We start from the raw sequence: 21,785 nt of genomic DNA, 5'->3' as shown, positions 1-21,785 counted from the left end.
CGAAATCTTCATCGACCACGTAACCGCGCTCGGCGAAACGCTCTCGCAGGGACAAGAGCTTCAAGCGCTGCCTTTCGAGGAGAGCACGGCCGCCGGATCGGCTGCGAAGGCGGCACGGCACCCGGCCGCACAAAAGTAATAGGTGCGCCCTTCGTATTCGAAGCGATGGCGCGCGTTCTCGATCTCGACATCCATTCCGCAGATCGGATCGAGCGCGATCGCCGGAACCGCGGCCTCGCTTTCGTCGAGTTCCGGCATTGGGGCCGACGGTGAGGCCGCAACGATCTCCGCGAAAATCGAAACGGCAACGTCTCCCGGGGTGCGCGCTCCGATATCGAGCCCAACCGGATTGCGGATCGCGGCGAGTTGCTCGGGCGAACGCCCTCCCTGCGCGAGCACGCCGAACACGCGCGCGGCGCGCTTCCGGCTCGCGACCAGACCGATAAAAGCAAGGTGCGCGTCGAGGAGCGCGTCGAGCGCCGCCTCGTCGTAATGCCCGAGCGATGCGACGACGGCAACCGTGCGCGCACGCTCCAGCGCCGAAAGTTTGTTCGCGAAATCGCGCAGGTCGCCCACTTTCACGACGACTCCCGAATAATCCGCAAGGTCTGCGGTTTCGTCTTCGTCGACCACGCGCACGACGTCGTATTCAAGCGCACCCGCCATGCGAACGAGCGCCTGCGCGACCGGCGTAAAGCCCGCAACGATCAAGCGCCGCGCCGGTAAGTGCGGCTCGACGTACACATCGGCGGCACCCTCGGAGGCACAACTCATCGGAATGAAGACGTGCTCCGCACCCAGGCTATCGCCGCCGGACGGCGTTTGTTCGCCGGACGACGGTTCGGGGCGAATGTGCAGCAGCCGCGGCGCTCCGCTGCGGATCGCTTCCAGGCCGTAACGCCGCACGATGTCGCGCGAGCACGATCCGCCGACAAACCCTTCCATGCGGCCATCGGCAAACACGAGCGCGCGATCGCCAAGGTGAGAACTTACGGGCGAACGCCGCGAAACGACGACGGCGAACGCAAACGGAACGCGCTCGCGTTCGAGCTCCGCTACCCGCTCTAGGAACTGCATCGCGCCTTCACGTTCGCAAAGGTCGTGGAGATGACGCGCTGCGCCTGCGCGTCTATCACGCGCCCGGCGATGCTCGCAATCGGCCCGCGCATCGTCGCGCTGCCGCTCCAATCGAGCACCGTGCTCGCGTCGCCGGCGGCCTTGACATCGGCCCCCGCGACCAGATCGACGACGCTCCCAAAGCCTCCGCCGCTGATCTTGAGATTCATGCGGCTGCCGTCGGCTTGCGGATCGAGCTCGATCTTGAGCTTGAAGTTTCCCCGCACCGGTCCGACGCCGACCTTAACGACCGCGTCGACGTGATGCGTATCGACGACGTTCGCCTCGACCAAATCCGGGACGCAGTTGGCGACGCTGCCCGGATCGTTGATGAACGCCCATACGCGTTCCTTAGGGGCGGCGATCTCCTCGTGCCCCTGCCACTGTAGGTTCATGGCGTTTTCGCAGCTTCCATAGCGCGCCAGACTTTGTCGCGCGTAAGCGGCATGTCGATATGCTTGATGCCCAGCGGCGAGAGCGCATCCATGACGGCGTTGACGAACGCCGCGGGAGAGCCGACGTTCGGGCTCTCGCCGACGCCCTTAGCGCCGATCGGATGGTGCGGGCTCGGGTTGCAGGTGCTGGAGGTCTCCCACTTCGGCGTCTCGAGCGACGTGGGGATCAGGTACTCCGTGAAATTCGGCTGGAGATTGTTGCCGTTCTCGTCGTAGGCGATCTCTTGCATGAAGGCGATCGCATACCCCTCGGTCAGTCCACCGTGGATCTGCCCTTCGACGATCATCGGATTGATGACCGTGCCGCAATCGTCGATCGCGAGGAACCGGCGTACGTGCGTGTAGCCAGTCTCTTTATCGATCTCGACCACCGCGATGTACGCGCCGTACGGGAACGTTAGATTCGGCGGATCGTAGTAGTACGTCGCCTCGAGGCCCGGCTCGTTCGGCCCGGGATTCGTGTACGCCGCGAATGCGATCTCTTTCATGGTGATCGTTTTGGATGGAACGCCCTTGACTTGGAACTTGTAATCGATCCATTCGACGTCGGCTTCCGGCGCCTCGAGCACGTGCGCGGCGATCTTGCGCGCCTTTTCGCGCACGCGTCGCGCCGCCATCGCAAGTGCCGCTCCGGCGACGGGCGTGCTGCGGCTCGCATACGTTCCGAGCCCGTAGGGCGCGGTATCGGTATCGCCTTCTTCCACCATGAGATTTAGCGGGTCGAGCCCCAGCTCTTCGGCGACGATTTGCGCCCAGGTGGTTTCGTGGCCCTGGCCCTGCGACTTGGTGCCGGCCCGCACGATGCCCGAGCCCGTCGGATGAATGCGAATCTCGGCGCTATCGAACATCTTGATGCCCATGATGTCGAAGTGTTTGCTCGGCCCGGCGCCGACGACTTCGGTGAACGTCGAAATGCCGATGCCCATCAGCTCGCCGCGCGCGCGTTTTTCAGCTTGCTCTTTGCGTAGCTCCTTGTAGCCGATGATATCGAGCGCTTTGTTGAGCGTCGTGTGATAGTCGCCGCTATCGTAGACGAAACCGAGCGGCGTCGCATACGGGAATTGGTCCTTTCGCACGAAGTTTCTCAGGCGAACCTCGGCCGGGTCTTGGCCGAGTTTGAGCGCGAGAAAATCCATGCCCCGCTCGATTGCATACGACGCCTCAGTGACGCGGAACGAGCAGCGATAGGCAACGCCCCCCGGCGCCTTGTTGGTGAAATAGGCGTCGAGCTCGGTGAACGCGATCGGGAAATCGTACGACCCCGTACAGATGCCGAACATGCCGGCCGGGTACTTGGTAGGATCGGCCGCCGCATCGAACGCACCGTGATCCGCGACCGTCGTAACCTTGAGCGCGGTAACTTTGCCTTCTTTGGTCGCGCCGATTTCCACGTCCATGTGGTAATCGCGCGCAAAACCCGTCGTCGTAAGGTTTTCCGTGCGCGTTTCGATCCACTTCACCGGGACGCCGGTGACGATCGAAGCGACGGCGCTACACACGTAGCCTGCATAGATCGGAACCTTGTTGCCGAATCCGCCGCCGATGTCGGGCGAGATCACGTGAATTTTATCTTCGGGGATACCGGTGACTAGCGAGATCACCGTACGATGCGCGTGCGGAGCTTGCGAGGTCATATACAGCGTTAGCGTACCGGTGGCCGGATTCATATCGGCGACGCAGCCGCACGGCTCGAGCGGTGCCGGATGGCAGCGCTGGAAGTACACGCGCTCCTTGATCTTCACCTCGGAGCCGGCCAAAGCCGCGTCTGTCTCGGCGCGCTTGCCAACCTCCCAATGGTAGATGTGATTGGTTTTGTTTTCGCGGTCCTCGCGCACCAGCGTCTTATCGGTCTTCGCGACGAAGGGGTCGACGACGGGTTCGAGCGGTTCGTACTCTACGTCGACGAGTTCGACACCGTCGGCTGCAGCCTCGCGGGACGTAGCGACAACCGCCGCGACTTCTTGATACTGATACAGCACCTTACCGACGGCGAGAACCATTTGCTTATCGTACCCGTGAAACGTCGGTATCCAAGCGAGATTGACACCCGCCAGATCGTCGGCGGTAATGACGGCCTTCACGCCCGGCACGGCCAGCGCGGCGGTCTTATCGATCTTGACGATTTTCGCGTGCGGATACGGGCTATGCACGATCGCGAGATAGAGCATATTCGGCAGCACGATGTCGTCGACGTATCGGCCCTTGCCGGCGATGAAGCGCGCGTCTTCCTTGCGCTTCATGGGGAGGCCCATTGCGTGACGGCCGTTGGTGGGGACTTCGGTTGTACTCACGTGCATCGCTCCTTAAGAAGCTGCGACCGGTTCGGCGGGCGCGGATAATTCCGCGGCGGCCTGCAGAACGGCTTTGACGATGTTGTTGTATCCGGTACAGCGACAGAGATTGCCCGAGAGCGCGTCGCGAATCTCCGCCTCGTTCGGGTTAGGATTCGTCTTGAGAAACGCGATCGCCGTCGCCATCATTCCCGGCGTGCAATATCCGCACTGTAGCCCGTGCTGATCGGAGAACGCCTGTTGCATCGGATGCAGTTTGCCGCCCGATTTGAAGCCCTCGATGGTAGTGATTTCGTGACCGTCGGCCATCACGGCAAACATCGTGCACGATTTTACCGCGCGGTCCCCATCCATCAACACGACGCAACATCCGCAGCTTGACGTGTCGCATCCGACGTGCGTGCCGGTCAGGCCGAGATTCTCGCGGAGAAAGTACGCGAGCAGCGTGCGCGGCTCGACCTCGCGTTCGTAGGCAGTACCGTTGACGGTCACCGAAATCTTCATCGGACATCCTCCAAACCTAAGCGCGCGAATGTTTTTCGGAGCGCGCGTTCTACGAGCACTCCGGCCATCTGTTTCTTGAATATCACCGTACCGCGCGTATCCGCGATGGGATCGGCCGCGTTACGCGCGGCTTCCATCGCCGCAGCGATCGCCGCATTCGAAGGCTTTGCACCGACCAACGCGCGCTCCGCTTCGACCACGCGAAAGCCCTTTGGCCCGGCGGCGCCGAGCGCGATCGATGCGTTGGCAATCGTGCCGTCCGCCGCGAGCGTCACGCGAGTCGCGGCCGCGGCCGTGGCGAAATCGCCGACTTTGCGTTCGATCTTCATGTATGCGCCGGCGGTGCGGGCTTGCGGCGTCGGAAAACGCACCTCCAGCGCCATCTCGCCCTCGCCGACCGCGGTGGTATACGAATCGACGAGAAAATCGTCGATCGATACGACGCGTTCGCCGCCTTTGCCGCGGATGACGACGGATGCGTGTGCGGCGAGTGCGGCCACGGGCCAATCGCCGGCGGGATCGTTATGGCACAGGCTGCCGACGACCGTGCCCATTTGGCGCACGACGGGATCGGCCACGACCGCGCATACATCGGCGAGCAGAGGATAGCGCGAAGAGACGACCGGCGTGGTTTCGAGCGCAAAATCGCGCGCGCCGGCGCCGACGGCGAGGTAGCCGTCGTTCTCTCGCACGTATGCTAACGATGCAATGGGATTGATATCGATCAAGACCGCCGGACGTGCCAAGCGAAAACGCATCGCCGGAATGAGGCTCTGACCGCCTGCGAGGATGCGTGCATCGTCGCCATGGGCCGCGAGCGCCGCCAAGGCCTCGTCGATCGAGTGTGCTCGTTGGTAATCAAATGGGGCTGGAAACACCTGAGCCTCCAAAAACTTTCAAACGCCGGCTGCACGGCAGTCAGCACAGGGGACGACTACGATTCGTTGCCTGTCTACTAATTCCCAGGGCCTAACTGCATGGTGTATGCGCGCTAGCGCTAGATATTCCAAACAGACAAATCTGGAGCCGTAGCGACCTAATTTCGGTACGCGCGGGCCGAAGTTGACCAGCGATACACGCGTTCCCAGCATCCGTTTGCGCTCTTGACGATGAGATCGTCATAGCCGTTGCTACGATGCGCGGAAACGGCCAGAGTATTCGCCGCGTCGGTGATCGTGTGATCGCGCGTTCCATCTTTGTGCCAATCTCCGGCAACGTCGCTGAATGCGGAGATTGGGGCGGCGAAAATCTGCCGCACCCGCCGGCCGTCGATCGCAAACAGGTTCAAGCCGGTAAAATACGCGCCGCCGCCGGAGTAGCTTTCCATCCAACCGGTCACCACGCCGAACGTGTTGGTGCCCGTTCCGATCGAACGCGGGGTGAGGTCGAATCCAACGATACTGTCCGGCCGAATCGATTGACCGGTAGGCTTGCCCGCATCGTCTTCGGCCGCCATCGGTTCTCGCGGAAGTCCCGAATCGCTCCAGCGTGTCGCGGCATCGAAGGGGCCGCCCCGAGCTATCAGGACCGGTACGCCGTTTCGCAAAGCGATAACGCCGAGATAGACGTGCAAAGGCGCGGAGTTCGCATCGCCGGCGCGCGCGCATTGCGGCTGGCCCGGGTAGAGCGGGCCCGCGCCGCCGGCGCAGACGATCGCAACATAACGGTTACGATGGCCCGTCCACGGTTTGACGCCGACGAACGTCGCGGGCCCGTGCGCGTCCGCAGGGAGTACCAAAGTAGCGACGGTCGCCGCTCGTATGCCGACCGGCATGTGCGCGCCGAGGCGATCCGGCGCCGGAACGCCTTGCAGTTGTTCCGCGACGAACGCTTGCGATTGTTTGGTCGCCAGCTTAGGCCCAACCCGATCGAGGCTATGCACGATAACCGATGAAGCGGGGTGCGCGCATGCGAGCAAGGCGACGGCGAGAAGCGTTCTCAAACGCGAATGCCTTCGACGTCGAGCACGATGTCGATGCGCCGGCTCACCACGATTCCGTCGCCCGGCAATTCGCTATTCCAGTTCACTCCGAAGTCGTAACGATCGATACTCGTTTTGCCGGTAAATCCGGCGCGCTCTTTGGGCCCCTTGTCGACGCCGTCTTCCCACCAGGGTGTCTGCCAAATGCCCAAATGTCGCACCTCCAGCATCACCGGTAGCGTCACCGCGCGAATGGTGAGATTGCCGAGGACCTCGTAGTCTACGGGCCCGATTTGCACCGCGCCCGTGCTTGCGAAGCGAATGGTTGGATACTGTTCGCAATGCAAAAAATCGGCACTGCGCAAGTGTTCGTCGCGCGCGGGTTCGCCGCTCCAGCACGTTCGCGCGTCGATCCTCGCCTCAACCGCAAGCCGTTCGGGGTGGCCGGGATCGAACTCGAGTTCACCCTCCATGTTTTTGAAGGATCCCCTGACCCAAGTAACCATCATGTGCCGGGCGCGAAACTCCGCCGCGCTATGCCCGGGCTCAAATCTCCATTTCATCGTTGGCCTACCTTATCGTGTTATCGCTCACGTTAGCTTGTAACACCGTGTGACGTTCCCTTTATCGCGTTATCGCGGCCTCACGTCGCGAACTGCGGCTTGCGACGGCGCAGCACCAGCTTGCGGTACGCGAAGTTCGCGAGTGCTACCACCAGCGCAATCGCCATTGCGGTAAGGAGCTGCACCGGTGACGGCAGCCCGAAATGAAAGATGGAGCGAAGCGCGGGTATGGCGATCGTTGCCGCGAGGACGCCAAGCGCGCCGAGCGAGAGCGCCGCAGCCACGCGGTTCTTCGCCGTGACGCCGTTGGCGATTAAGCCCACGTTGACGAGCATGAAGGCACTAAACACGATCGTGCGAGTTGTATTATCGTCAAGGCCGAAGGACCGCGCATAGGCCAGAGCCGCGAGCGGCGCACAGAGCGCGATAAGCCCTTCGGCGACGTGCCCAAAGACCGCGCGAACGGAGAGCACCGGATCGTCCGGGCGGCGCGGCGGCCGATCCATCACATCCGGCGCGGCCGGTTCCACTTCGAATGCGATCGAGCACGTCGGATCGACCACGAGTTCCACGAAGACGATGTGAATCGGAAGGAGGACCAAGGCGAAGAGCAGCAGGATCGGCACGAGCGCGATACCGGCGATGAGGACGTGGACCGCGATGATGTAGGCGATCGCCATGCGGACGTTGTCGAAGATGCGCCGCCCGAGCCGAATCGCCGCGACGATCGAGGTGAAGTCGTCATCGACTAACACGAGGCTGGCCGCTTCGCGCGCGACATCCGTCCCGCGAGCACCCATCGCGATGCCGATGTGCGCCGCTTTGAGCGCCGGTGCGTCGTTAACGCCGTCACCGGTCATTGCAACGACCTCACCCGATGCGACGAGCAGCTTCACTAGCCGCAGTTTCTGTTCGGGCGCGATCCGCGCGAATACGCTGGTTAGCGCGATGCGGTCGAGAAGCACGCCATCCGAGAGATCGTTCAGGTCGTTCCCCGTGATGACGCGATCCGGATCGGGAAGCCCGATCTTACGCGCGATCGCGCTCGCGGTAGCCGGGTGATCGCCCGTAATCATGAGCACGCGTACGCCGGCCCGCCCGCACTCGGCGACCGCGCCCGGCACGCCGTCGCGAATGGGGTCTTCGAAGGCAATCAGCCCGGCAAACGTGAGGCGCAGATCGCGCTGGTGCTGCTGCAATGCATCGCTCGCAAGGCTACCGCGCGCGACCGCCAGCACGCGCAGGCCTTCGTTCGCGAGCGATTGCACGCGTTCTGCGATCGCCGCGCTTTTGGCCGGGTCGAGAGCGCACATGGCGAGGATGGCCTCGGGCGCGCCCTTGGCCGCGACCTCGACGGATCCGTCGCCGGAAGCGTAGGCATACGCGGTCGCAAACCAGTCGGCGGAGAGCGGATAGTGACGCACGAGGTTCGCGCCGGGTCCCGGCGATGCTCCGGTTTCCCGAGCGCGCTCTCCGATCGCACGCTCCATCGGATCGAACGAGCGAGGCTCGCTTGCGAGCGCGGCCGTCGCCAACAGCTCGCCTTCGCTCGCCCCGTCGAATGCGAGGCTCTCGGCAACGCGCATGCGGTTGAGTGTGAGGGTTCCGGTTTTGTCGCTGCAGAGGATGGTTGCCGAGCCGAGCGCTTCGATGGCGGGTAGACGCCGCGTCAGCACGTGTTCGCGCGCGATACGCCACGCCCCAACGGCGAAGAAGACGGCCAGTACGACCGGTATCTCTTCGGGTAACAGCGAGATTGCGGCGCTAACGCCGGCGAGCAACCCGTTGAGCCAGTCGCCGCGCAAGAATCCGTAAGCGAGCGTCGCGATCGTGCAGACACCCAACGCCGCGGCCGCGAGACGCATGACGAACGGGAGCATCGCGCGTTGCAGCGGCGTTTCGGTGCGTTCGACTTCCGCAAGCGACGAGCCGATTTGCCCGAGGCGCGTTTGGGAGCCGGTCGCAAGAACCGTCGCGCGCGCGCTGCCCGCGACGACGAGCGTCCCGGAGAACACGCGAGCGCCGGCTTCGCTTTTGTTGACCGCGACCGATTCTCCGGTGAGCAACGATTCATCGACTTGCAGGTGCGGAGAGGCGACGATGACGGCGTCCGCCGCTACCCGATCGCCCTCGTACAGCAGCAACGTATCGCCGGCCACGACGTCGCGCCCGGCGATGCGAGTCTCGACGCCGTCGCGAACGACGAGCGCCCGGGGTGAGGCGAGGTCGCGCAGCGCCTCGAGCGCGCGGCTCGTGCGCAGTTCCTGCACCGCGGTGAGGACGACGACGGCAACGACGGAGAAGCCCAGGGCCGCGGCATCGCGCGGGTCGCCGAATATCGCATAGATCGCGGCTGCGACAACGAGCAGCACGACCATCGGTTCTCGTGCGATGCCGAGCGCAAGTTCGATCCAGGCACCGCGCGAGCGTGAAGTCAGTTCGTTGGGCCCGTCTCTTGCAAGCAGCGCTTCCGCTTCGCGCTGCGAGAGGCCCTCGCTCATGCTTGGGTTTCCTTGCGAGCGTCCTCCCGGAGCATACCGATCAGCGTCGGAATCGCCACTTGGAGCGCCGCCGCGAACGGAATGGCGATAAGCGCCCCGGCGATGCCGAATGCCGCTCCCCCGATCAGGAGCGCGGCGAGCGTCACGACCGGCGAGATGCGCACGGCCCGGCTCATGATCTTCGGAATCAGGACGTTGTTTTCGATCTGCTGGATGACGAAGAAAAAGATCAGGATCGCGACGAGTTGCCAGCGTTCTTGCGTGAGCGCGATCAGCGTCGCCGGAATCGCACCCACCACCGCCCCGACCAGCGGGATGAAATCCGCCAACCCGACAACCGCGCCGATCAGGAAGGGAAAGCGAAGCCCGATCGCCGCTGCGCCGATGGTCGCCGTGACACCCATGATCGTTGCTATAAGCAATTGTCCGCGCGCGTATCGTCCAAACTGCAGACCGATGAGTTGGAGCCCGCGAGAGATCGTCGCTCGATGGCGCTCGGGGGCAAGATCGAGGAACATGTCGCGCAAGTGGTCGGATTCGAGCGCCATATAAAACGAGAGGATCACAACGGTGATCGCCGACCATACGATGCCGACCGCTCCGACGGTCGCGGAATAGGCGCGCGCGGCATACATCCGTGCGACGCTCTCGTCGCTCGATGCTTGGCCGATAATGCTCTCTGGCGAGGGAAGCCATGGATAGAGCTCCCGCAAGTGCGCGAGGGAGCCGGTCACCCGGCGCACCAGCGTCGGAATATCGACGACGAGGCGTTGCGCTTCCTCACCGATCACGTAAACGTAGTAGGCAACCGCCGAGCCGATGACCCCGAGCACGAGTACGTAGGCGATGACGAGGGCGGTGCCCCGGGGAAGCGTTCGGCGGCCGGCGCGCCCAAACGAGATCCCGGCGATGCGGTCACCGAGCGGCGCGACCGCGCTGGCCACGATCGCGGAGACGAGCAGGATCAGAATGGCCGGAGCGGCCTTCACGGCCAGCCATGCGCAGGCGAGGACGCCCAAGACGGTTGCGGTGACGGCGAGCGTAGTTCCGATCGGGTTACGCATTAGGTCTCTAACGCTACCACGAGCCGCAAGCAAGAACGCAGAAGAAACGGTGAAGCTCGCCAAAACGGGCCGCGGCGGCCTCCACACGCGCCCAACGATTCGAGAGACTTGCAGCCGAGCCGTCGATGGCGCTTCGTGGCGCCGCAAACGACGGCTTTAGACGCCTTTAGCTGAAGAACTTCCCGAGCGTCATCGTGATGCCGGCGCTCGCAAGCGAGAACTGCATCGTCGTGCTTTGGGCACACACGTCGTCGTATGCAAAACCGTATGCCAAACCGTTGCTGCTGACTTCGTGGTAAACCATTGCGACACGGCCGTGTTCCAGTAGTTGAAGATCGCGTCGGTCGGCTGGTTTGCGCTGGTAACGTTGGATGCATAGTCGCTCGGCGAGAAAGTGCCCATCTCCGACCAATCCTTTCGACAAACACCCGATATTAAAAAGTGCGCTAGGTACCATTTTTTGTGCGCACCAAGCGGCGCTTCGCTGCCTTCCTTTGCCTGCCCGGCCTGCCCGGAGTCCCAGCTCGCTCGAGAATGGTATTATTTGGAAAACATGGAGTCCAGTTGTAAGCTGCCGGATATTACCGTGGCGGCTCACGGGCCGGCCCTCCCTTCGGTATGGGTGACATCGTGAGCGACCGAGAGATACCGGCAACCCACACCGACGTGTGGTTTGACGATTACCGCTTTCGAAACGGCCAGCGTATCGCGCGGCTCCGGATGCACTACGCGACGCTCGGAGAAGCGCATCGCGATGCGGCGGGGCGGATCGACAACGCGATTCTTCTTCTGCACTGGACGCGAGCGGACGCGCGAGTGCTGCTCACCGCAGAGTACGTAGACGCGCTGTTCGCTCCCGGCAAGCCTCTGGATGCGCGCCGTTTTTTCCTGATTTTCCCCGACAACCTCGGCCACGGCCGTTCGAGCAAACCGAGCGACGGGATGAAGACCGCATTTCCCAACTACGGATATGGCGACATGGTGGACCTTCAGCATCGGCTCGTGACCGAGGTGTTGGGAATCGAGCGCCTTCGCGCCGTGGTTGGAATGTCGATGGGCGGGATGCATGCGTGGCAGTGGGCCGAGGCTTTCCCCGACGCGATGGACGCGATCGTGCCCATCGTCTCCTTACCGGTGAAGATTGCGGGCCGCAATCTGCTTTGGCGGCGACTGGTCATCGATGCCATCCGCTCCGACCCCGCTTGGAACGATGGGCACTACGAGGAGCCGCCGGAAGGCTGGCTTCGGGCTTACGCGATCCTTCGCATGATGACCGATAGCGTGCCGCACTTGCAATCCATCATCCCCGATATCGACGCTGCCGAGCAATTCCTCAGGGCCGCCCGCGCGCAAGCGGAGTCGGCCGATGCGAACGACGTGCTGTACGCCTTGGAGGCCTCTGCCGATTACGACCCGGAGCCCGGGCTGGCTTCGATTAAAGCCAAGGTCTACGCGCTGGCTTTCTCCGACGACGAACTCAATCCGGTCTCTCTCAATGCGCTCGCACGCTGCATGCCGCTGGTTGCCCATGGCCGCTTCGTCATGCAAGAAGCATCGGAAGAAACGGTAGGCCACTCAACAACGGCACACCCGAAGCTCTGGTCGGCTCACCTCGCCGCTTTCATGCGCGAGCTCGAAGATAAAAGATGAGTCCGCACGACCATGCCCCGATAATGTGCCGATTCACGCGACCTGCGGAAAGGCAAAAGCAGACCGGATTTTTAAGCATGGGTGATGATTCGCTCGCTCATCGCTCTCGTTGCGCTGCTATTCGCACCGCTCGTTGCCGCTGCCGCGGTTCTCCCCACCGGCAATCTGCACTGGCGGGAGGCCGGCCCCGCGGTGGCCGGCGGCCGCGTGACGGCCGTTGCGGGGTCGAACCGTGATGCAAGTCTCTATTTTCTCGGAGCGGCCGGAGGCGGTGTCTGGAAAAGTACCGACGGGGGCGCCAGCTGGCAGGCCGTCTTCGATAAAGAGGGCGTCGGATCGATCGGCGCGGTCGCGATCGATCCGACGAACGACAACACGGTCTGGGTCGGTACGGGCGAATCGAATCCGCGCAATGACGTCAGTTATGGTAACGGCGTCTACAAGTCGACCGACGGCGGCAAGACGTGGACGAACGTCGGCCTGCGCGCGACGAAATATATCTCGCGCATCCTGATCGATCCAACCGATCCGCAACACGTCATCGTCGGCGCACTCGGCAACGTCTTCGCCGATTCGCCGGATCGCGGCGTGTACGTCACGTTTGACGGGGGAAAGAGTTGGAGTAAGACGCTCGATGTCGGCCCGCGCAGCGGCATCTCCGATATGGCGATGAATCCCGGTACCCCGAATGTCATCTACGCGGGCGTGTGGGAGTTTCAGCGCCGGCCATGGACGTTCAGCAGCGGCGGAAATAAAGATGGCTTGTACCGTTCGGCAGACGGTGGCCGAACGTGGAGCCGCCTTACCGGCCACGGGCTGCCCACGGGCATCACGGGCCGCATCGGACTCGCGGTCGCTCCCAGCGATCCGAATCGCGTCTACGCGCTGATCGAATCGAAGCAAGGCATTCTCTGGCGCTCCGACGATAACGGCGCGACGTGGAAACTGGTGAGTTCGAACACGCTCGTCGATCAACGACCCTTTTACTTCTCACATATCGCGGTCGATCCGCGTAATCCTAACCACGTATTCACCGCGTCGACGGAACTTGCGCAAAGCACCGATGGCGGCAAGACGTTCAAAGCAATCGCGCGCAACGTACACGGCGATTTTCATGCCATCTGGATCGCGCTGAGCGATCCCAAGCGCGTCATCGTCGGCGAGGACGGCGGGTATGCGCTAACGGTCAACGGCGGCGACACCTGGGCGTTCTGGGCAAACCTGCCGATCGGGCAGTTCTACCATGTCGGGTTAGGCAACGACAACCCTTACACCATCTGCGGCGGATTGCAGGACAATAATTCCTATTGCGGGCCATCGAACTCGCTCGATATGGCCGGCAACACCAACGCAGATTGGTACGCGATCGTCTACGACGACGACGGGCAATGGGCCATTCCCGATCCCCACAACCCGAATCTCATCTGGTCGGACGGACAAGACGGAGGGCTCTTCACCTACAAGCGGAGCTCGCGCGAGTACACGTTCGTGCAACCGTATTGGACGACCGTTCAGGAGAGCTACAACATCGCATCGAGCCCGTACCGCTTTAACTGGGATTCGCCGATCGGCTTTGCGCCGTGGAATTCGCACATCGTGTGGTCCGGCGCCAACGTCGTCTTCCAGACGACCGACGGCGGACACACTTGGCGGCCGATCAGCCCCGATCTCACGCTCAACGACAAGGCGCATCAGGCTCCGGCCGGCGGCCCGATCACACACGACGTCACCGGCGCCGAGTACACCGACACGATTCTGGATATCGAAGGCTCGCCGCTTTCGCGCGGCGAGATTTGGGTTGGGACTGACGACGGCCTCGTGCAGATGACGCGCGATGGCGGCGCCCACTGGACGAACGTCACGCCGCCGGATGCGATTCGCTACGGACGTTTCGAAACGGTCGCGCCCTCGATGCTCGAACGCGGCACCGCATACGCCGTGGAAGACGCACACCTGCTGGGCAATAGCGCCCCGCACGTCTGGGTGACGCGCGATTACGGCGCGCATTGGCGTTCGATCGTCAACGATCTGCCGAACGATCTGTGGACGCGTTCGATCCGCCCCGATAACCGCAACCCCAACCTCGTGTACTTGGGAACCGAAGAAGGCGTGTGGGTCTCCTACGATCGCGGCGAGCGGTGGCAGAGTCTGCGCAACAACATGCCCGCCGTTTCGGTTCAAGACATCCGCATTCAACCGCAGTTCGACGACCTCGTGCTCGCGACGCACGGTCGTTCGATTTGGGTGATGGACGACATTCGCCCGCTACAGGATCTCCCCAAAGCGGTCGCATCCGGTACGTGGCTCTTCCAACCGCGCACGTCGTATGAATACAATCTTACGAACAACACGGAAGGCACCTACACGAATTACGCCGCGGCCAATCCGCCGTACGGCGTGCCGATCACATACTATCAGGCCTCATCCCAATCAACGGCACCGCAGTTGACGATTCTCGATGCCTCCGGGCACGTCGTCCGCACGCTAACCGGAACAAACGCCGCCGGTTCGAACCGCGTCGTGTGGAACTTCACCACAGCACCGCCGGTCAAGTGGACGGGCGCAGCGAACCGCGCGTTCGGAGGCCCCGACGACGGGCCGATGGTGGTACCCGGCCACTATGCGGTGCGCATATCGCTGCACGGCAAAACATACACACGACGCTTCTTGGTAAAGCCGGATCCGAAATCCACCGAAACCCAGGCACAAATGCAGCAGAGTTTCGATGCGTTCGCGAAGTTGACGCGCATCTATTCGAGCGTCGACACCATGCTCAATCAGCTCGACAACGTGCAGAAGGCCCTGGGGGATGAGCCTGCGCTCACAGCCGGCCCTGCCGCTGCCGCGCTTGCGCGCGCGCGCCGAGATCGCGCAACCGTCACCGCGCAACTGACGGCAAACTATACAAACTCCGAAGACTCCGTCTCTCGACCGGGCGCCTTGCGCGAGAATCTGGACAACGCGCTGACGACACTCGAAACCTTCCCGCTGCAGGGGATCATCACGCCTGCCGCGGCGCAGTTCTACGCCCGCATCGACGCCGAATACCGCGCCGCGCTGAGTTCCTACAACGCCTACGCGGCCTCAATTCCCGCAATCAACCGGAGCCTCGCACGCGCCGGCGTCCGTCAGCTCCACGCCATTCCTCTGGAGTCCGCAGCACCCTAGGTGCGCACGCGCGCGGGTCGCAAGCTCGTCATACACGTTAACGGGCCTGCGCCTCCTTATCCTCCGGCATGCTGGCGGCCGCCAGCCGGTCCAACTCGGCCGCGTAACAATCCGCGGCCCGGCGCCACCCTGTAAATCCGCTCAGATTTGCTAACGGCGCGCCTGCAAGCGCAAGCGAGCGCACAAGAGCTTAGCGTTTGCGCGACCGTTCGCAAATTGCACGAACATGGGCTTGATGGTGGCATTCCCATACACCGCGAGGGATGTGCTGCGCGAGGAGTCCGGACAAGAGCGTTCCGATCGAAGAAGAGCGTGCTCCGAATCGAGAACGCCGTGAGAACGCGAAATCGAAAGCATTCGCACAAAATGCCGACCGCGGTATCAAAATAATTTCATTCAATATCCCTCAATGCATAGGACACGATTATGAAATTATTATTCGCCGCCAGCGCCCTGGCGGCAGTGGCGGTATTAGCCGGCGCGGCGCCGAGCGCGGACACACAATATGCCGGCGTCATCACCCAGTCGATCGATACGGCGAATGCCTACGTGGGGCAGCCCATCACGCTACGGGACGTGATCTCGGAGGACGGTAACGTCACCGGCGCAATACTGACCGGCCGCGTCGAGCACGTGGTCAGCGCCGGGCCGGGCCGGCGCGCCGAACTGGAGATGGTCTTCACCAAGTTGACGCTCGCCGACGGCGCGCAATATGCGGTGGACGGTGTCGTCACCGGAATGCAGGCAAGCACGAAGAGTAACGTGGGACGCGAAGTCCTCGGAACGGTGGCCGGCGTATTGGTCGGCAATATTATTGCAAAGAGCATCTTTCACGCAAGCGGCGGCGCGGGCGGCTTCCTTGGAGCCGCGGGCGGCTATCTCATCGCGAGCAACATGAAAGAAAACATGGTGGTACCCAACGACTCGGTTGTACGCGTGACGCTGAACTCAGTGCGCCGCCAGACACCCTGAGTGTCGCTCTCACGCCGATACGAAGCGGCGGCTTGCTTGCAGCGATCACGACAGCGGGTGCCATCACCGAGTATGCCCTTCCACGGCAAATGCCGGACCGAACGCGACCGCTTCTGGATCGGACGGCTCCTGGTGGTTCACCCTCTCGACCAAATCGGCTTTATTCCCAACATCCCGTAAGGAGGATGCTATGACTCGACCCAAATCTTACCAACTCGCCTCCCGCACCGCGGCGTTGGTCGGCGCGGGCATCGCCACGCTGCTGCTCGCCGCGTGCGGAAGCAACAGCACCACCACCACGCCCTTTCCCATCGGACCCACGCCGACGCCCATGACATCGTATCCGCCGGGCTCGCCGGCGCCGGTGGGCGCAACTTCGCTCTACGTTTCCAACGAAGGCGCGAACAGCATCATGGTGCTTCCCGCTTCGGGAACGAGCACCGTGACACCGACCGCTACCATCTCGGGATCGCAGACGCAGCTCAATCAGCCGATCGCGCTCGCGCTCGATCCCGCCGGCAATATCTGGACGGTCAATTTCACGGCGACGCAGCCAAGCATCTTGGAGTTCGCATCGATCGCCAACGGTAACGTAGCGCCGATCAACACGATCTCGTCGAGCGTGCTCGTTCAGCCGTCGGCGATCGCCTTCGACGCGGCCGGCAACATCTACGTCGCAGACTACGGGAACGACGCGATCGACGTCTTTGCCGCAGGCTCCTCCGGGAGCGTGACACCCTTGCGTACGATCAAAGGATCGACGACCACACTGATGCACCCGCGCGGCCTGCAGGTCGATAGCTCCGGCAACATCTGGGTGGCTAACACCGACGCTCCCGCCATCGACGTCTTCGCCGCGACTGCGAGCGGCAATGCCGCGCCGATACGGACGATCGCCGGATCGTCGACCCTGCTGGTTAAGCCAAACGGCGTCGCACTCGATGCGGCGGGAAATATCTACGTTTCCAATCTAACGCCGCCGGCAACCGGAACCGTGAACATCTACGCGGCCTCCGCCGTCGCGAACGCGGCACCGATCGGCCAATACACGGACGCGAACTACGTCGGCAATCCGTACGGCATCGCACTCGATAATCTCGGCTACGTCTACGTCGGCGATGAGGGCCCCAATGGAGCCGTGAAGGTCTATCCGCCGGGAACCTCGGGCAACGTCACCTATGTCGAACGTTTCACCGGCATCTTCAACACGCCGGAAGGCATCGCCGTCCGGTGAACGCGGTTGGGCCGACCCTTACGCCGAGCGGCTCAACAATCGCCGGCACGTCGTTCGATGAATACATCATGGATGCGGGGACGGAAGAGCCCAGAGCAATTTCTGAAAGTCCGGGATGCTTTCGAGATTCCTAAACCAGCGACGAACGCCCGGCTGAAGCGCCAGTTGCAGCAGGTTTGGATCGTGCTCGATGAACGCGCGAGAGAGTTGCGCCAGGGCCTCCGCTGCCAGTCCGTAAGCGGCCGCGGCCACCGCAATGCTCACCGGAGAGACGTACCGTCGCTCCGCGATAGCGACGAGTTGCCGATAGACGGCTTCGATGAGCCCTTCCTGCCCGGTATCCGCGTAGGCGCGGGCGAGCAACGCCAACGCCTCCGGGCCGGCCGCTCCTTCTAGCGCTCGCACGTCATCGATCGCCCCCTTTGCGTTACCGTTCAGCAACCGCGCTCGAGCCCGCTGTTCGCGCGCTAGTGACGAATGCACCCCACCGGCGATAATGCTATCAAACATGTCGATCGCGTCGTCGAAGCGTTCGGCGTGCATCAGCACGCGCCCCACAAAGATTTGGAGCGCTAGCGAGGACGGATGCAGAGATAAGGCCCGTTCGGCTTCAGAGAGCGCCCGTTTAACATTGCGCGCACATAAGGCGAGCCACGCGGAAGCGTGGTAAATGGCAACGCTCGGGCTGCGCAGTTGCCGAGCGCGCTCCAGTTCGCGACGAGCGCCCTCGAAATCCCAGGCAAAGAGCGCGAGCGACTGGGCCAGTAACGCGCGCGGCGTCGCCGACGTGGGCGCGACTTTCAATGCTGCGTCGAGGTACGTTCGCGCCTTGAAATACGTGAATTGCGGCGCTACATACTGCTGCTCGCCGAGCAGCAGAACGGCCTGCGCCGCGCCGGTCAGGGGCAATGGGTTCGAGGGCTCTGCGTCGTGCGCGCTTTCGAACGCCGTTACGGCTCGTTCGACCGCCGCGAGATCCTGCGTTTCGAGTAAATGGCAGCCGCGGCAATAAAGACGGAAAGCTTCGCTCGCCACCCTCTGATCGATCGGCGCTCCCCAGGTGGCCGGCTGCTCGGGATCGACGGCCCGCTGCTCGACGACCGCGACCGGAACGGCGAACCGAAAGCCTTTTCGGGGTTGGGTGATGATGTACGAATGATCCCGGGCCGACTCTCCAAGAAGCTGACGGAGCATAAAGACGTGCTGGTTGACGTTGGCAACGCTCACCGTCTGCCCCGGCCATATGCGTTCGGCTAGGGTACCTTTGCTCACGATCTCTCCACGAGATTCAATAAAAATCAGCAACATCTTGAGAAGCTTGTCGCCGATGGGTTTCGTGGTTACCCGATCGGCCAGCAACCTGCGCCCTACGTCCAGCCTAAACGCCCCGAACGTGACCGTGGCCGTTTCACGGGGCTCGCCGGCATCAAACAGGTCCGTGGATACCGCGCCTACGGTACCATCCGGCTGCCTCGTCCCCGCCGCTAAAATCATATAAACCAGTCACCCTTTAGATACAAGTCACTCTTTTAGAGCTGACTTTATCAACGGTCGCCGTCGCCCGTCGCGAACGAACGGACGGCGCCGCGGACAAATGGGTTACGTGTGCCGGGGAACCTCGCACGATTCAAACGCAAAACTGTAAACGTCCAGACCGTATGCCTGCGGTATCAGACGCAATGTATGATAGCCGAAGTTCGCATTCATCACGATATCGTAGGCCCGAGGTTCCTCAACGTTAATAAAAGACATCCCGGACGAATCATAGCGAATATCCCGGCCGGCATCGTCTTTGGGCACCGGGTTGCCGTCCTGGGTCACGTCTACGCGCACCGGCGTCCCATGCTCGGATGTGAGGACGCCGACCAATTGCACGGCATGATACGCAAGGTCGAGATAGCCCGGCCCTCCTCCTGAGACGACGGCCTGCGGCGTTCGGTGCCAAAAACCCTGAAGGTATATGCGCCCATCGGTATTCGTGCCGCGATCGATGTAGCGCGTATCCGCGGACGGCTCGTTAAACGCCGTTGCGTTCGCGACCGCATGATGCGCGACCAGAACTTCCGCCGTCTGCGGATAGCACACGGCCCCGGGTTTATCGTAACTGTCCTGCGGCAAAAGCGCCATGACCGGAGGCAGCGAGAGTTGTGGATGCGCGGCGCGCAGAAGCCTCTGAATGTTCGCTTCGGTTTGCGGATAACCGCCCTCTCCCTCGACGCTCTCGACAAGGTGCCCATCGGGATCGAACAGGAGCTCGTGCGGCCAAATCGTGTTGTGGTAGCGCTCCCAGATCGCATCATTGCTATCGAGAACCACGGGCCAGGTTATTTTTAGCCGCTTTACGGCGGCGGCGACGTTTTCCTCAAGGCCGGAAAAACGGAACTCGGGCGTGTGCACCCCGATAATGACGAAGCCATCACGGTGATATCGCCGATACCACTCGCGTAAATACGGTAGCGTCCGCAAACAATTGATGCAGGTGTATTCCCAGAAATCCACCAGCACCACTTTACCGCGCAACGATGCCACCGTGAGGGGTGGACTGTTGATCCATCCGGCATTCCCATCGAAGTTCAGCAACGTCGTCGGTTGCGCGGCGCTGATGTCCCCGCCGTGCAGTAGCGATGCGAGCAGCAGGGCGACGCACAAAACGCTCTGCATGACGTTCTTAAGCATAGCGATCCATAGTAGTTATTTCTTGGAAGGAGCGGAAAGGGTCGCGCGAACGCGGCCCTTTCCGCCTTTGGCTCATCTTATGTTAGAGCTTGACCTCGAGGTTGAAGTACGCGTTGAACGGAGCCGGAATGAATCCCGCGAACGAACCGTTGCTCGGCGAGTACGACTGCTGCTGCCACGGGTACAGAGTCGTACCGTTGGCGGCTGAGTTATACGCGCTGGTGTTGGCTGGGTTCGCGGCGCCATCGCCGAGCTGGTAGTTCGAAACGTACGTGCCGTTTGCGCCGTAGGCACAAACGTTCGCGCCCGGAGCATACGCCGACGTCCACGGAGCCTTCGTCCCGCCGAAGCAGGTGTGGAAGATGTTCGTGAGCGTGACGCGCGCCGTGATGCGCGGGTTGACGTCGTACGTCAATGCGAGGTTACCGGTGAGCAGGTTCGGGTTGCGGAATTGACCGATCGAAGCAAACGATCCAGTCTGCCAATTCGGCACGTACAGCACGCCGGACGGCGTTGCACCACCCGCGATCAGCGAGAGGTAATTACACTGATTCGGGTTGGTGGCGCTGCTATCGACGCTCTGGCATTCGCGCGGGTCGGCGCCGGTGGTATCGAACGGCGAACCGTACGACGAGCCGGAAGCGAACTGCACGCTCGGCGTGACCGCGAACTTATCGTGACGATAGTTCAAGATCAGCGACGAGACCCAGGGGGAATCGTAGAACTCGAAGCTGGTAACGTAGCCCGGGCTGGTATAGATACCGGCCGGAGCGTACCAACCGTTGGGATCCAACGTGCTCTGCGTGTTCATGTTGTAATACGGGTTGGCGATCATGCCGAGGCCGCAAGCCGTGGGAGCGCCCACGGTACTCGTGGCCGCAACGGCCGGAGTGTAGCACGGCGATCCGCCGCCGGCTTTAGTCAATGCGTTGAACTGCGTGATGACGCCGTTCACCAGATTGACTTGGTTGTTCGCCAGACCGTCCTGGTAACGGACCTGCGCTTTGGTATAGGTCAACGAGAGCTGGCCCGAGAGGCCGTTGCGGTTGAAATCACCCTTGGTGATTTGGCCCTCGACGCCCATGCTGCGGAATTGTCCAACCGGAACCTGGGTCACGAAGCCGGGGCCGATGAAGGCCTGCTCTTGGTACCCGTTGGTCAGGTTGTAGAACGGCGAGATCTTGAAGCTCACGTCGGTACCGCGGATGTGGCGTTCTAGTGAAACGTCATACTGTCCCGACGTCTGCGACGGGATCGGATGGAACGGCGAGAAGAACCCGAGGTTCATGAAGCCGGCCCAACTCGTCGAGTTGTTACCCGACTGGTCGAGGTACTGCACCGATGCGGAGATCGGAGGCTCGATGTAGCGGCCACCTTCGAAGCGCCAGACGGTGTCCGGCGACTCCGTGTACGTGCCCGCCAGGCGAACCGAGTAGTACTTCAGGTTGTAGCTGCTCGGCGAATTGTTCGACCAGAGCGGTGCGGCCACGCCATCTTGCGTGGTGCCGTTCGGGTGAACCCAATTCGTCTGCGCGGTACCGAGCGCCGCGCCGATGGCCGTGTTACAATCGCCGGTTTCGTAGGTCGGAGAGGCCGGCGGGAATTGTCCCGGAAGCAACGGTGCTTCGAATACGGTCTTGGTTACGGTGTTATAGCACGAGTAGTTCTGC

17 protein-coding genes are annotated in these 21,785 nt (G+C 62.4%); 4 read left to right on the top strand and 13 right to left on the bottom strand.

Features of this window, described 5'->3' with window-relative positions:
- Positions 1–60: 60 nt before the first annotated feature.
- From VMW12_07680 to VMW12_07635, 10 genes are all read right to left on the bottom strand, one after another.
- On the bottom strand, positions 61–1,077 hold the full coding sequence (locus VMW12_07680; GenBank protein ID HUZ49601.1) for an XdhC family protein: 1,017 nt from the start codon (positions 1,075–1,077) through the stop codon (positions 61–63).
- Complete coding sequence (locus VMW12_07675) at positions 1,065–1,511, bottom strand: carbon monoxide dehydrogenase subunit G (GenBank protein ID HUZ49600.1); 447 nt, start codon at positions 1,509–1,511, stop codon at positions 1,065–1,067. The genes VMW12_07680 and VMW12_07675 overlap by 13 nt, the downstream gene beginning before the upstream one ends.
- The gene (locus tag VMW12_07670; GenBank protein ID HUZ49599.1) at positions 1,508–3,868 is read right to left on the bottom strand and encodes an aerobic carbon-monoxide dehydrogenase large subunit; all 2,361 of its coding nucleotides are present in this window, start codon (positions 3,866–3,868) and stop codon (positions 1,508–1,510) included. The genes VMW12_07675 and VMW12_07670 overlap by 4 nt, the downstream gene beginning before the upstream one ends.
- A 6-nt stretch (positions 3,869–3,874) precedes the next feature.
- On the bottom strand, positions 3,875–4,366 hold the full coding sequence (locus VMW12_07665; GenBank protein HUZ49598.1) for a (2Fe-2S)-binding protein: 492 nt from the start codon (positions 4,364–4,366) through the stop codon (positions 3,875–3,877).
- Positions 4,363–5,244 (bottom strand): xanthine dehydrogenase family protein subunit M, encoded by an 882-nt coding sequence (locus VMW12_07660; GenBank protein ID HUZ49597.1) that lies wholly within the window; start codon positions 5,242–5,244, stop codon positions 4,363–4,365. Before VMW12_07660 ends, VMW12_07665 begins: the two co-directional genes overlap by 4 nt.
- 158 nt (positions 5,245–5,402) lie before the next feature.
- Positions 5,403–6,308 carry a hypothetical protein gene (locus VMW12_07655; protein HUZ49596.1) on the bottom strand — a complete coding sequence of 302 codons (906 nt, stop codon included), beginning with the start codon at positions 6,306–6,308 and terminating at the stop codon, positions 5,403–5,405.
- Positions 6,305–6,850 carry a YceI family protein gene (locus VMW12_07650; GenBank protein ID HUZ49595.1) on the bottom strand — a complete coding sequence of 182 codons (546 nt, stop codon included), beginning with the start codon at positions 6,848–6,850 and terminating at the stop codon, positions 6,305–6,307. Before VMW12_07650 ends, VMW12_07655 begins: the two co-directional genes overlap by 4 nt.
- Positions 6,851–6,930: 80 nt before the next feature.
- A complete protein-coding gene (locus tag VMW12_07645; GenBank protein HUZ49594.1) occupies positions 6,931–9,351 on the bottom strand; it encodes a cation-translocating P-type ATPase in 2,421 nt (806 codons plus the stop codon).
- Entirely contained in the window at positions 9,348–10,415 is a 1,068-nt protein-coding gene (locus tag VMW12_07640; protein HUZ49593.1) for an AI-2E family transporter, read from the bottom strand. Before VMW12_07640 ends, VMW12_07645 begins: the two co-directional genes overlap by 4 nt.
- Positions 10,416–10,581: 166 nt before the next feature.
- Positions 10,582–10,719, bottom strand: a complete 138-nt coding sequence (locus VMW12_07635) for a beta-1,3-glucanase family protein (GenBank protein HUZ49592.1) — start codon at positions 10,717–10,719, stop codon at positions 10,582–10,584.
- Positions 10,720–11,045: 326 nt separating this feature from the next.
- Here VMW12_07635 and VMW12_07630 point away from each other — a divergent pair, with 326 nt between their 5' ends.
- The 4 genes from VMW12_07630 (at position 11,046) to VMW12_07615 (ending at position 17,439) form a co-directional block, all read left to right on the top strand.
- Positions 11,046–12,065 (top strand): alpha/beta fold hydrolase, encoded by a 1,020-nt coding sequence (locus tag VMW12_07630; protein ID HUZ49591.1) that lies wholly within the window; start codon positions 11,046–11,048, stop codon positions 12,063–12,065.
- 84 nt (positions 12,066–12,149) lie between these two features.
- A complete protein-coding gene (locus VMW12_07625; protein HUZ49590.1) occupies positions 12,150–15,233 on the top strand; it encodes a hypothetical protein in 3,084 nt (1,027 codons plus the stop codon).
- A gap of 426 nt (positions 15,234–15,659) precedes the next feature.
- Positions 15,660–16,205, top strand: coding sequence for a hypothetical protein (locus VMW12_07620; protein HUZ49589.1), 546 nt, complete (start codon positions 15,660–15,662; stop codon positions 16,203–16,205).
- Between the two features lie 190 nt (positions 16,206–16,395).
- Positions 16,396–17,439: an NHL repeat-containing protein gene (locus tag VMW12_07615; GenBank protein ID HUZ49588.1), complete on the top strand. Its 1,044-nt coding sequence runs from the start codon at positions 16,396–16,398 to the stop codon at positions 17,437–17,439.
- A gap of 66 nt (positions 17,440–17,505) precedes the next feature.
- Here VMW12_07615 and VMW12_07610 read toward each other — a convergent pair whose 3' ends face one another.
- From VMW12_07610 to VMW12_07600, 3 genes are all read right to left on the bottom strand, one after another.
- Positions 17,506–18,747 (bottom strand): winged helix-turn-helix domain-containing protein, encoded by a 1,242-nt coding sequence (locus VMW12_07610; protein ID HUZ49587.1) that lies wholly within the window; start codon positions 18,745–18,747, stop codon positions 17,506–17,508.
- Positions 18,748–19,038: 291 nt separating this feature from the next.
- Positions 19,039–20,115, bottom strand: a complete 1,077-nt coding sequence (locus VMW12_07605) for a redoxin domain-containing protein (GenBank protein ID HUZ49586.1) — start codon at positions 20,113–20,115, stop codon at positions 19,039–19,041.
- Positions 20,116–20,197: 82 nt separating this feature from the next.
- Positions 20,198–21,785, bottom strand: a 1,588-nt coding sequence (locus VMW12_07600) for a hypothetical protein (protein HUZ49585.1), incomplete at its 5' end; no start/stop codon positions are given.

It is taken from the genome of Candidatus Dormiibacterota bacterium (assembly GCA_035532835.1).
Classification (GTDB): Bacteria; Vulcanimicrobiota; Vulcanimicrobiia; order Vulcanimicrobiales; family Vulcanimicrobiaceae; genus DAHUXY01.
The sequence above is the reverse complement of the archived record's forward strand: the minus strand, read 5'-3'. Positions and strand labels throughout refer to the sequence as shown.

Excerpts from the sequence above, each read along its gene's own strand:
- VMW12_07680 (HUZ49601.1), bottom strand. The coding sequence starts at position 1,077 with ATGCAGTTCCTAGAGCGGGTAGCGGAGCTCGAACGCGAGCGCGTTCCG.
- VMW12_07605 (HUZ49586.1), bottom strand. The coding sequence starts at position 20,115 with ATGCTTAAGAACGTCATGCAGAGCGTTTTGTGCGTCGCCCTGCTGCTC.
- VMW12_07670 (HUZ49599.1), bottom strand. The coding sequence starts at position 3,868 with ATGCACGTGAGTACAACCGAAGTCCCCACCAACGGCCGTCACGCAATG.
- VMW12_07645 (HUZ49594.1), bottom strand. The coding sequence starts at position 9,351 with ATGAGCGAGGGCCTCTCGCAGCGCGAAGCGGAAGCGCTGCTTGCAAGA.
- VMW12_07620 (HUZ49589.1), top strand. The coding sequence starts at position 15,660 with ATGAAATTATTATTCGCCGCCAGCGCCCTGGCGGCAGTGGCGGTATTA.
- VMW12_07675 (HUZ49600.1), bottom strand. The coding sequence starts at position 1,511 with ATGAACCTACAGTGGCAGGGGCACGAGGAGATCGCCGCCCCTAAGGAA.
- VMW12_07610 (HUZ49587.1), bottom strand. The coding sequence starts at position 18,747 with ATGTTGCTGATTTTTATTGAATCTCGTGGAGAGATCGTGAGCAAAGGT.
- VMW12_07665 (HUZ49598.1), bottom strand. The coding sequence starts at position 4,366 with ATGAAGATTTCGGTGACCGTCAACGGTACTGCCTACGAACGCGAGGTC.
- VMW12_07615 (HUZ49588.1), top strand. The coding sequence starts at position 16,396 with ATGACTCGACCCAAATCTTACCAACTCGCCTCCCGCACCGCGGCGTTG.
- VMW12_07625 (HUZ49590.1), top strand. The coding sequence starts at position 12,150 with ATGATTCGCTCGCTCATCGCTCTCGTTGCGCTGCTATTCGCACCGCTC.
- VMW12_07650 (HUZ49595.1), bottom strand. The coding sequence starts at position 6,850 with ATGAAATGGAGATTTGAGCCCGGGCATAGCGCGGCGGAGTTTCGCGCC.
- VMW12_07640 (HUZ49593.1), bottom strand. The coding sequence starts at position 10,415 with ATGCGTAACCCGATCGGAACTACGCTCGCCGTCACCGCAACCGTCTTG.
- VMW12_07635 (HUZ49592.1), bottom strand. The coding sequence starts at position 10,719 with ATGGTTTACCACGAAGTCAGCAGCAACGGTTTGGCATACGGTTTTGCA.